This window comes from Reyranella sp. (genome assembly GCF_050185545.1).
GTDB lineage: Bacteria > Pseudomonadota > Alphaproteobacteria > Reyranellales > Reyranellaceae > Reyranella.
Window position 1 is genome coordinate 1 of sequence record NZ_JBFWZI010000234.1, and the last position, 9,594, is coordinate 9,594.

14 protein-coding genes and 2 pseudogenes are annotated in these 9,594 nt (G+C 63.3%); 15 read left to right on the forward strand and 1 reads right to left on the reverse strand.

Annotated elements, in window-relative coordinates:
- Positions 1–97 precede the first annotated feature (97 nt).
- The 7 genes from AB7O82_RS34075 to AB7O82_RS34105 all read left to right on the forward strand — a co-directional run bounded on the left by AB7O82_RS34075 (position 98) and on the right by AB7O82_RS34105 (position 4,872).
- Complete coding sequence (locus AB7O82_RS34075) at positions 98–472, forward strand: hypothetical protein (protein WP_428621400.1); 375 nt, start codon at positions 98–100, stop codon at positions 470–472.
- 173 nt (positions 473–645) lie between these two features.
- On the forward strand, positions 646–831 hold the full coding sequence (locus AB7O82_RS34080) for a hypothetical protein (RefSeq protein WP_428621402.1): 186 nt from the start codon (positions 646–648) through the stop codon (positions 829–831).
- On the forward strand, positions 819–1,112 hold the full coding sequence (locus AB7O82_RS34085; RefSeq protein ID WP_428621403.1) for a type II toxin-antitoxin system RelE/ParE family toxin: 294 nt from the start codon (positions 819–821) through the stop codon (positions 1,110–1,112). Before AB7O82_RS34080 ends, AB7O82_RS34085 begins: the two co-directional genes overlap by 13 nt.
- A 437-nt stretch (positions 1,113–1,549) precedes the next feature.
- A complete protein-coding gene (locus tag AB7O82_RS34090) occupies positions 1,550–2,728 on the forward strand; it encodes an AAA family ATPase (protein WP_428621405.1) in 1,179 nt (392 codons plus the stop codon).
- A 519-nt stretch (positions 2,729–3,247) separates the two neighbouring features.
- Complete coding sequence (locus AB7O82_RS34095) at positions 3,248–3,685, forward strand: GFA family protein (RefSeq protein WP_428621407.1); 438 nt, start codon at positions 3,248–3,250, stop codon at positions 3,683–3,685.
- A complete protein-coding gene (locus AB7O82_RS34100; protein ID WP_428621408.1) occupies positions 3,682–4,311 on the forward strand; it encodes a dihydrofolate reductase family protein in 630 nt (209 codons plus the stop codon). The genes AB7O82_RS34095 and AB7O82_RS34100 overlap by 4 nt, the downstream gene beginning before the upstream one ends.
- A gap of 27 nt (positions 4,312–4,338) precedes the next feature.
- On the forward strand, positions 4,339–4,872 hold the full coding sequence (locus AB7O82_RS34105; protein ID WP_428621409.1) for an N-acetyltransferase family protein: 534 nt from the start codon (positions 4,339–4,341) through the stop codon (positions 4,870–4,872).
- Here the strand turns inward: AB7O82_RS34105 and AB7O82_RS34110 are convergent.
- Positions 4,864–5,247 (reverse strand): annotated as a pseudogene (locus AB7O82_RS34110) (DUF2938 family protein); the annotation flags it as partial. The gene AB7O82_RS34105 and the pseudogene AB7O82_RS34110 overlap by 9 nt on opposite strands.
- Before the next feature lie 81 nt (positions 5,248–5,328).
- On the opposite strand from AB7O82_RS34110, the gene AB7O82_RS34115 reads away from it, so the two are divergent.
- The 8 genes and pseudogenes from AB7O82_RS34115 (at position 5,329) to AB7O82_RS34150 (ending at position 9,519) form a co-directional block, all read left to right on the forward strand.
- The gene (locus tag AB7O82_RS34115) at positions 5,329–5,724 is read left to right on the forward strand and encodes a helix-turn-helix domain-containing protein (protein WP_428621410.1); all 396 of its coding nucleotides are present in this window, start codon (positions 5,329–5,331) and stop codon (positions 5,722–5,724) included.
- Positions 5,725–6,255, forward strand: coding sequence for a menaquinone-dependent protoporphyrinogen IX dehydrogenase (gene hemG, locus AB7O82_RS34120; protein ID WP_428621412.1), 531 nt, complete (start codon positions 5,725–5,727; stop codon positions 6,253–6,255).
- 2 nt (positions 6,256–6,257) lie between these two features.
- Positions 6,258–6,698, forward strand: a complete 441-nt coding sequence (locus tag AB7O82_RS34125) for a hypothetical protein (protein WP_428621413.1) — start codon at positions 6,258–6,260, stop codon at positions 6,696–6,698.
- Between the two features lie 56 nt (positions 6,699–6,754).
- The gene (locus AB7O82_RS34130) at positions 6,755–7,093 is read left to right on the forward strand and encodes a hypothetical protein (RefSeq protein ID WP_428621415.1); all 339 of its coding nucleotides are present in this window, start codon (positions 6,755–6,757) and stop codon (positions 7,091–7,093) included.
- Positions 7,094–7,107: 14 nt separating this feature from the next.
- Positions 7,108–7,248, forward strand: a pseudogene (locus tag AB7O82_RS34135) (type II toxin-antitoxin system HicA family toxin); the annotation flags it as partial.
- Positions 7,249–7,254: 6 nt separating this feature from the next.
- Positions 7,255–7,467: a type II toxin-antitoxin system HicB family antitoxin gene (locus tag AB7O82_RS34140; protein WP_428621417.1), complete on the forward strand. Its 213-nt coding sequence runs from the start codon at positions 7,255–7,257 to the stop codon at positions 7,465–7,467.
- A 119-nt stretch (positions 7,468–7,586) separates the two neighbouring features.
- Positions 7,587–9,107 carry a serine hydrolase domain-containing protein gene (locus AB7O82_RS34145; RefSeq protein ID WP_428621419.1) on the forward strand — a complete coding sequence of 507 codons (1,521 nt, stop codon included), beginning with the start codon at positions 7,587–7,589 and terminating at the stop codon, positions 9,105–9,107.
- A 10-nt stretch (positions 9,108–9,117) separates the two neighbouring features.
- Positions 9,118–9,519, forward strand: coding sequence for a GFA family protein (locus AB7O82_RS34150; protein WP_428621420.1), 402 nt, complete (start codon positions 9,118–9,120; stop codon positions 9,517–9,519).
- Positions 9,520–9,594 lie beyond the last annotated feature (75 nt).

Genomic DNA, 9,594 nt, shown 5'->3' on the forward strand with positions numbered 1-9,594 from the left:
GCCGCCGCTGATCGCGGACGTTAGGCGTCACATGAAGTTTGTAGCACACACATAAAGGGGCGGTATGGTTAGGTCATTGCTGAGTACAGCATCGCTGATGGGCTTCCTTCTGACCTCGTGCTTCGTGCCGCTTTCGATGGCTACAGAGGCGCAGGAGCTAGTGAATGTCGGTTTCGTTCTATATTCCAAGAGCGATGCACCAGGCACACTGAAGGCGCGGTGGAACTACGCAAATGCCTACAGTGGCCCTGGAGAGGCAACCGGAGGGCCCGTCGAGGGTTTCGCCGGACGCTACCATGTTCGCTATTTCTTCGAGAATGGAGAGTTCTCGGATGAGTACGACCTCGTCATCGAAAAGACCGGCGACTTCTACAACGTGTCATGGATCGTAGATGGCAAGGTCGGTGCTAGAGGCGTCGGCATGGAAGTAGAGAACGGTCTGGCTGTTGGCTGGACCAAGGTTGCCAACTAGGTTTCGGGCTTTCGTTGTCTTCGAAAAGGCAGTGACGCCTAACAATGCGTGTATGGACTCCCCCTGCAAGTAGTTTGAGGCGAGCGCGCCGCCGCTGATCGCGGACGTTAGATGCCAGTCTTGCCCCGGATTGACGTTGTGGCACACTGCGCCTCAGCCAGGAGGTAAAGGCGATGTCCAAGGCCAAGGAAGAGCTCGCCCAACTGATTCAACAGCAGCCTGCGGACAGCTCGAGCGAGGAAATCATCCGCGAGTTGGCGTTCCACGTTATGGTACAGCGCGGACTTGCCGATGCCGACGCCGGTCGTAGCATTTCCAATGAAGAGATGGGCAGGCGCATCCGGACATGGCGCGGATAAGCTGGACTGACGAAGCCCATGGCTGGCTCCGGGACATTTACGATTACATTGCCACTGACAATCCGCGAGCTGCTGCGGAAACAGTCGATGGCATTTACGAACGTGCCCAAACGCTAACGGATTTTCCAGAGCTTGGAGCTCGCTACGGGGCCTCGTCCCGTCATGTGCGGGTACTGCTGTATGGACACTACCGTATCGCTTACCTGGTGCGTGACGACGGAAACATCGACATTCTCGGCGTGTTTCATGACGCGCTGGACATCACGCGGTATCAACTCTGACTGACACGTGATATCAACTTCGAGGTGCAACGCTGATCGCGGACGTCAGAAGTCGCTTGGAAGGCGTTGTTCCCCGGTAGACCGGCCCCTGCTAACTTGATCCTCATGGCACAACCCCTCGCCAAGATTCAGGAACATATCCGGACACTTGGCGCCTCCTACAAGAAGACGCTTCTGCGCTTGTTGTGGGAGAAGTTGGATAGACCGTCCGACTTGGATGTCGAAGCGGCCTGGCTCGAGGCTTCATTGACGAAGTGACGCCCGAGTTTCACCCGGCCGCGATGGCCCCACCCCATTGACAGTCGCATTTGCAGGAGTATTCTACGCGGCTCGATTTTCGGAGCGTCGCCATGGCGTGTATATCGGATAGCGTTCAGATCGCACAGGAGCTTTCAAGCAACTGACGTTTCGCCCCGGATCGCGCTTCGGCGCAGCCGATGAAAGGCCTCTGGGTGCGAAACCTGAGGCCTTTTGTCTTTATGCATCGTACACCGCATCGATCCCGTTTCCGGCTTGAGCAGCGAGGCCTCGCACTCAACCTGCCGCGCCTTAGCCTGCAGGCTGACCTCGATTCGCTTGCCGATTCGATGCTGGGCATGCGGGCGATTCAGGCACTGGACAACGATCCAACGCTGTTTCCCGTTCACCGCGTGCTTCGATTTGCGGTTCGCCGACATCTCGAGGAGGTATTCGACGACCTCGCGCTGCACGCCGCGCCCCGAGCGCAGCGCCTCGAAGCGGGCGCCGTGATTTTCGAAGGGGAAGGATTCTTTGCGTCCGCGACGGGTCGCCGCAAGACGGACTACTCGAGCGGAACAGTCAGTATCTGGGCGCGCGACCTCGACCGGCTGCGCGAGGTCGAAACCCACATCCTGCGCGCGCTCGGTGACCAGATGGTGCGTGAAGAGCAGTTCACGATCGATTGGTACTTCCACGGTGGCCACAGCGGGCTCACGAACATTTCGTTCGAAGAGCTGGCTGATCCGGCCCTCACCAACGAGGCCTATCCTTCGATCGAGGGAGGCGTTGCCGCTTTCATCGAGCGGTACCTCACGGCACGCGACACGATACTGGTGCTGCAGGGGCCGCCCGGCACCGGAAAGACGCGGCTCGTGCGCGCGATACTCGCCGCGATGTCGAGACGAAAGCACGACAGCGCGAATGTGCTGTACACCGCGGATCGCCGTGCAATCGAGAACGACGAGATTTACGTCGAGTTTCTCACCGGAGCGCACGACGCCCTGGTTGTCGAGGACGCCGATCACCTGCTCGGTGCTCGCTCAAACGGCAATCGGGACCTGCACAGGTTCCTGACGGTTGCCGACGGAGTCGTTCAGGCTCTGGGCAGGAAGATCGTTTTCACGACCAACCTGCACAATATCGGCGACATCGACGAGGCCCTGATCCGCCCGGGCCGCTGCTTTGCCGTCGTGCGTACGCCAGGCCTGTCCCGCGAGGAGGCGATTCGTTTTCTGGCCGCTCTCAGTGTCGATCGCCCGACCGACGCCGCGGTGATCATTGAACGAGTATTCTCGGGCGGATCGAAGACAGTCACGCTGGCGGAGCTGTATCGCGCGATCGAGACTAACGGTCAGGGAGCGGGTTCAGAGGTTTGATTGGCAGGCGCGCCGCCGCGCGATGCTTGTCGTCTTGAAGCTCGCGAGTCGGCTTGAGATAAACTCGTGCGCGGTGGAGATGCGGTATGAGCCGAAAAGGACATCGAGATGCTGACAGGTTCATGCCACTGCGGCGCAATTCAGATCCAGGTCCCACGCAAGCCACGGCGCCTCACCAGCTGCAACTGTTCGATCTGTCGTCACCACGCTGGCCTCTGGGGGTACTACGATCGAAGCAAGGTGAAAATCGTTGCCCGCAGAGGTGCGTTGGCCTGTTATTCCTGGGGCGACAAGTACCTTCGGCTCTGCAGATGCGCCAACTGCGGTTGTGTGACGCACTGGCAACCCATCAGTCGCGCCAGTAGCAGGATGGGCGTCAACTTCCGCAACTTCGACCCGTCCGTGATTGAGTCGACTCGAATTCGGAGGTTCGATGGTGCCAGCACCTGGAAATTCCTCGACTGAACGGGGCCAAGTTGCCGCCCAGGTGCGTGCGCGGCATGAGAGAGGAGATGGGCAATGATCCGTGGTAGCTGCCTCTGTGGTGGCGTCAGATTCGAAATCGAACGCGCCGTCGGACCCTTTGAGCTTTGTCATTGCACTCGTTGCCGGAAAGTCAGCGGATCCGCCTACCTCACCTGGCTGGGCGTGCGGCGCGAGGATTTCCGCTTTCTTGAAGGAGCGGACCTGATCAGGACGTACGAACGTCCGGTAAGCGAATCGCCTCCTCCGTATGACACCAGTTTCTGCAGCCGCTGCGGCTCACAGGTGCCGAATCCATCAAGAACCGGGGAGCCGTGGTTCGAAATACCAGCGGGTGCCCTCGACGATGATCCCCTCATCAGGCCGGACAAGCACATCTACACAGACTTCAAGGCCCCCTGGGACCAGATTACCGATGACTTGCCGCAGATGACCAAGAAGGAAATTCGGGCAGCCCGAAACCGATCACCATGAGAAAACTCATCGCATCTACGTTTGCGTCGCTCGACGGCGTCATGCAGGCACCCGGCGGACCGGAAGAAGATCCTACCGGCGGTTTTACCCTTGGCGGCTGGATGTTCGCCCACAGGGAAGACGAGAGCATGGACATCTCGGCATCAGGTTTCGACGCCAGGAATCGCGAGCTGGTGCTCGGCCGCAAGACGTATGAAATATTCGCGGCGTACTGGCCTTGCCAGCCGGATGACCATCCGATTGCGAAGATATTCAATGCGACGAGAAAGCACGTTGCTTCGCGTACCTTGACGGCGCTCCACTGGAACAACTCGACGCTGCTCCAGGGCGCCGTCGATTCGGCAATCATCGCTCTCAAGGCCCAGCCGGGCCCCGACCTGCAGATGATTGGCAGCGGCAATCTGATTCAGACGCTCCAGTCTGCCTCGCTGATCGACGAGTACAACGTGTGGACATTTCCACTGGTGCTTGGGCGGGGCAAGCGCCTCTTCGGCGAGATGGCCAGGCCATCGGCACTTCGGCTCGTTCGCTCCCAGGTTTCGACCAGCGGCGTCGTGATGAGTACCTACGTACCGGGCGGCGACATCCGGCTCGGTTCGTTCGCCGGTGCCGAGCCGGGCGAGTGAGGAGCTGGCCGGACGCAGTGAACTGAGATGGCAGTGATCCGACCGGCCAGATTGTCCGACGCAGCAGCTCTCGCGGCACTCGCGGAGCGGACTTTTCGCGAGACCTTTGCCGCGGACAATTCCGAAGAGAACGTCAATCTGCACTGTGCCGGGAAATTCAGTGCCGAGATCCAGCGTGGAGAAATATCCGATCCCCAAATGTCGACTCTCCTGGCCGAAGTCGCCGGTGAGCTGGTGGGGTTCGCGCAACTGCGATGGGCGCACGGAGCGGCGTGCGTCAAGGGCGACCGACCCGCCGAGCTGAATCGAATCTATGTTGCAAATGCGTGGCATGGCCGTGGCATCGCCAACGAGCTGATGCGCGCTGTTTACGCTGCCGCTGCCCGGGCGGGGTGTGAATGCATCTGGCTTGGCGTATGGGAGCGCAATCCGAGGGCCATTGCCTTCTACCGCAAGTGCGGGTTTTCCGTTGTCGGTGACCATGTGTTCATGCTCGGACAAGACCAGCAACGCGACCTGATCCTCGCGGCGCAGGTTGATAGCCTCTTGCCAGGTGCCTGACCATGCGATGCAGCCCATGCCGGGCTGCATCAACAGGAAGGGCGCTGCCACGGTGCCGATTCCGACGATCAGGGCAGGCGCGATCGTCGGCTGCTGAATCCATGCATGGCCCCAGATGGCGGGCAGGATGGCCGCAAAGGAGATGCCGATCAGGTAGTGGGCGATCCAGCCGATCGCGCGTTCGCCGCGCACGGGCAATGCGGCCGCAATGGAATCATGGTGAAAGCGCCCGCGCGGCATATGGGCGAGCCAGCGGCCCACCAGGCCATAGTCCGGCGCCGGGATGCCGAGCAGGCGTCTGCGCGCGATCGCCCACAGGTCGATCACCGCCGTCGCGCCCGCCCCCGTCGAAAGCGTCCACACCAGATAATCCATGACCGTCTCCAATGGCTTGCCTTCCTGCGGCACGGGCTGCAGAGTGCCACTTCAAGTCCACTTGAAGTCAAGGGGTGCGGCATGGATATTGCCGAAGTGGCGAAGCGGTCCGGCGTGCCGGCCTCGACGCTGCGCTTCTACGAGGAAAAGGGTCTGATCGCCTCCATCGGCCGACACGGCCTGCGCCGCCTGTTCGATCCCGGCGTGCTGCAACGGCTGGCGCTCATTGCGCTCGGGCGCTCGGCCGGTTTTTCGCTCGACGACATCGCGCGCATGTTCGCGCCCGACGGGCGCCCGCGGATTGACCGGCGTATGCTCGCCGCCAAGGCGGAAGAACTGGACGCAACGATTCGCAAGCTGATCGGCATGCGCAACGGCCTGCGCCACGCCGCTGCCTGCCCCGCGCCAAGCCACCTGGAATGCCCGACGTTCCGCCGCCTGTTGAAGAGCGCGGCGTCCGGGGCGAAGCGCAGCTAGATGGCACATATTCTCCTCGCCTACTCCACCGTGGACGGCCACACGCGCAAGATCTGCGAGCACCTGCGCGAGCGTCTGCAAGGTGGCGGCCACGCAGTAACACTCGCCGCGCTCGGCGAGCCGCTGCCCGCGGACCTTGCGTCCTACGACAAGGTGGTCATCGGCGCGAGCATCCGCTATGGCAAGCACCGTCCTGCGGTTTACGAGTTCATCCGGATGAATCAACGCGTGCTCGAGAGCCGGCCCAGCGCGTTCTTCACCGTCAACGTCGTCGCCCGCAAGCCCGGCAAGGACACACCCGACACGAATCCCTACCTGAAGGGCTTCCGGCGCAAGACCACCTGGCGGCCCGCGCTGCTCGGCGTGTTTGCGGGCAAGATCGACTACCCGCGCTATGGTTTCCTCGACCGCGAGGTCATCCGCTTCATCATGTGGTTGACGCGCGGCCCCACCGGCTCGCACGATTGCGTCGAGTTCACGGACTGGGCGGGCGTTGACGCATTTGCGCGGCGCATCTCCTCGCTGCAATGAGCATGGGTACAACCACTACGGTCGCGACACGCTTCTGGCTCGGAATGGCCCTGCCGACCTTCGGCCTCGCGGTATTCACCGTGCTGCTCGCGCTGATCGGCGGCAAGGGGAAGGAATTCGCGCCGATCCTCCTGCTGCTCATGGCGCTCGTGACCCTGCCCCTGACGATGCTGGCGAATGGCTGGACGCTCTTCGTGGGCTGGCGCCGCGGCCGGCTGGTCGCGGGAGCGTTCGTGCTGCCGGCGATCGTGGCCGTCATCATGGCCCTGTTCCTGCAGGGCCCGCATTACGATCGCGGCCTGCCAGCTGCCATCCTGGCGCCCTGCCTCACGTTGCTGGAGACCGCCTCGAAGCATCCGGTCGTCGCGTTCACGGCCTGGGTGCTGTCCATCGCCGCGCTGATGCTGCTTGCGCGCCGCACGCACCGCACCAGATCGCGCTGATGTCCAGGACCCGACCGCCCGAGCTGCGCGCGTACGCAATCGCCATCGCGTCATTCGTGATCCTGCACCTGGCGCTGACCGCACTGACCGACTCGGTCGCAACGTCTGCGGCCGGGATCGAGGCCTGGATGCCCTGGCTCAACGCCGCCGCCTACATTCTCTATGCGGTGGCCGGCTTCGTCGCCGGCGCGCTGACCAACCGCCATCACGCGATCAACGGGCTGGTCACGGGATTTCTCTGCGCGGGCATCGCGGCAGTGCTGTTCAGCGTCGGCCCCGGCCCGGATTTCGGAATCGCGATCCTGCTGCTGAACGGCGCCATCATCGGCGGCGTGGGCGGCGCCTGCTCCTTGCTGATTCCCGACAAGGAACCAGCCGCGGATCGCGAAAGTTAGGCCACAATTAATTCGCGAATCGCGGCAGCCACAGGCAGTACAAGCATCCGCAGAAGTCAGGCCGGGTGACAATTCCGGGCAAGCCCAGCGATGATTTGGCAGCCGGCACGCTCAACAGTATCCTGAAACAATCCGGGCTGACGAAGTCGAGGTAACACGCCATGCGATACGCCATCGTCATCGAGACGGCGGGTGCCAGGTTTTCGGCATATGTCCCCGATCTTCCCGGGTGCGTCGCGACGGGCGCGACCCTCGCGGAAACGGAAGCAGCCATTCGCGAGGCAATCGAGTTTCACCTGGAGGGGTTGCGGGAGGATGGATCACCCATCCCTCCACCCTCCAGTCGTGTCGACTACGTGGAAGTTGCCGCGTGACGACTTTTCCGCGTGAACTGGCGGCGCGCCTTCTGGAAGAAGGAGCGCCAGGCCGGCCATACGCTCGCGCAGCGCGAGGCCCTCGACTCAACCAGAACCAAAGAGCGTGAAACCGACAAATGAACAGACCGCTCCAATTGCTGCTGGCCATGCTGCTGTGCCTGCCGGTGACTGCATTCGCCGAAGAGAAACCAGCGGCGGCGCCCGCCCCGGCCGCCCTCGAGCAGCTGCTTCCCGCCATCAACGCTCACTTCGCCGATTACATCGAGAAATCGCATGTACCGGGACTCGTCTACGGCATCGTGCGCGACGGACGGCTCCTCCATGTCGGCGCGATGGGCGTGCAGGATCTCGAGGCCAGGCGCCCCGTGAATGCCGACAGCCTGTTCCGCATCGCCTCGATGTCAAAGGCATTCACGGCGCTCGCGATCCTGAAGCTGCGGGACGATGGGCGGCTCACGCTCGATGCGCTTGCGGAGACCTACGTGCCGGAGCTGCGCGGCTGGCGCTACCCGACCAGCGACTCCCCTCGCATCCGCGTGCGCGACCTGCTGAGCCACGTCGGCGGCTTCGTCACCGACGATCCCTGGGGTGACCGTCAACAGGTGCTGTCCGAAGCGGATTTCACGCAGATGCTGCGGGACGGCGTGCCCTTCACGCGCGCGCCGGACACCGCTTACGAGTATTCGAACTTCGGCTACGCGCTGCTCGGGCGCATCGTCACCAACGTCTCCGGCCGTCCCTACAAGGACTTCATCGAGCAGGAGATCATGCGGCCGCTCGGCATGAGCTCGAGCGGATACGACATCTTTGCCTCGCCGCCGGAGCGCCGCGCGATCGGCTATCGCTGGGAGAACGACGCCTACGCGCGCGAGCCGGACATGGCGCACGGCACGTTCGGCGCGATGGGCGGCGTGCAGACGAGCGCCAACGACTATGCGCGCTGGGTCGCCTTCCTGCTCTCGGGCTGGCCGGCGCGCGACGGGCCTGAACAGGGGCCGGTACGGCGGTCCTCCGTGCGCGAATTGTCACAGGGGCTCAATTTTCCGCAGGTGGGGCGCCGTCCCGGTGGCGACAAGGACACCTGCCCGCAGGCCGCGACCTATGGCATGGGCATGCGCGTCGCGGTGGACTGCGACGCCGGCTTCACGGTCGCGCACAGCGGCGGCTACCCGGGCTATGGCTCGTTCATGCTGCTGCTCCCCGACCACGGCATCGGCCTCTTCGCTTTCGCCAACCGCACCTACTCGGCTCCCGCCGTGCCGGTCTGGAATGCCGCGATGGAACTGCACAAGGGCGGCTGGCTCATGGGCCGCGCGATCCCCGTGAGCGATGCACTGGCACAGGCATATCGCGCGGCGGCTGCGATGTTCGAGGCCGGCGGCGTTGATCCCGGCCGCGGATTGCTCGCGATGAATTTCCTGATGGACCGCTCGGCGGAGAACTGGGCGCGCGAGTTCGCGCGCCTCAAGGGCGAGGCCGGCGCCTGCCAGACGGATTCGCCGATCACGCCGACCGGCGCGCTCTCGGGCCGCTTCCAGTGGACCTGCGACAAGGCGACGCTCGACGGCGGCCTGCTGCTCGCCCCGACCAACCCGCCGACCATCCAGGCGCTGCGGTTGAGCATCCCTGCGCCATGAGCGGTCCCGTGTGCTGAAGACCTATCGCGGCAGCTGTCATTGCGGCGCGGTCCGGTTCGAGGCCGATCTCGACCTCACGCAGGCGACCTACCGCTGCAACTGTTCCATCTGCCGGCGCACGCGCTTCTGGCCCGCGGTGGCGAAACCCGGGAACTTTCGCCTGCTGGCGGGCGAAACGGAACTGAGCGAGTACCTCTTCAACACGAGGAAGAACCAGCACTTCTTCTGCCGGCACTGCGGTGTGCGTCCTTTCGGCGTCGGTAACGACACGCCGATCGGCAGGATGTATGGCGTCAACCTCGGCTGCCTGGAGGACGTCACGGACGAGGAGCTGGCGAACGCGCCGATCACCTGCGTCGACGGCCGCAACGATCGCTGGCAGAGCGCGCCGGAGTTCTTCAGTCACCTTTGAACCGCGGGAGATCCGGATGAAACGAGTCACGGGCATCGGCGGCATTTTCTTCAAGGCGAAGGACCCGGCCGCGCT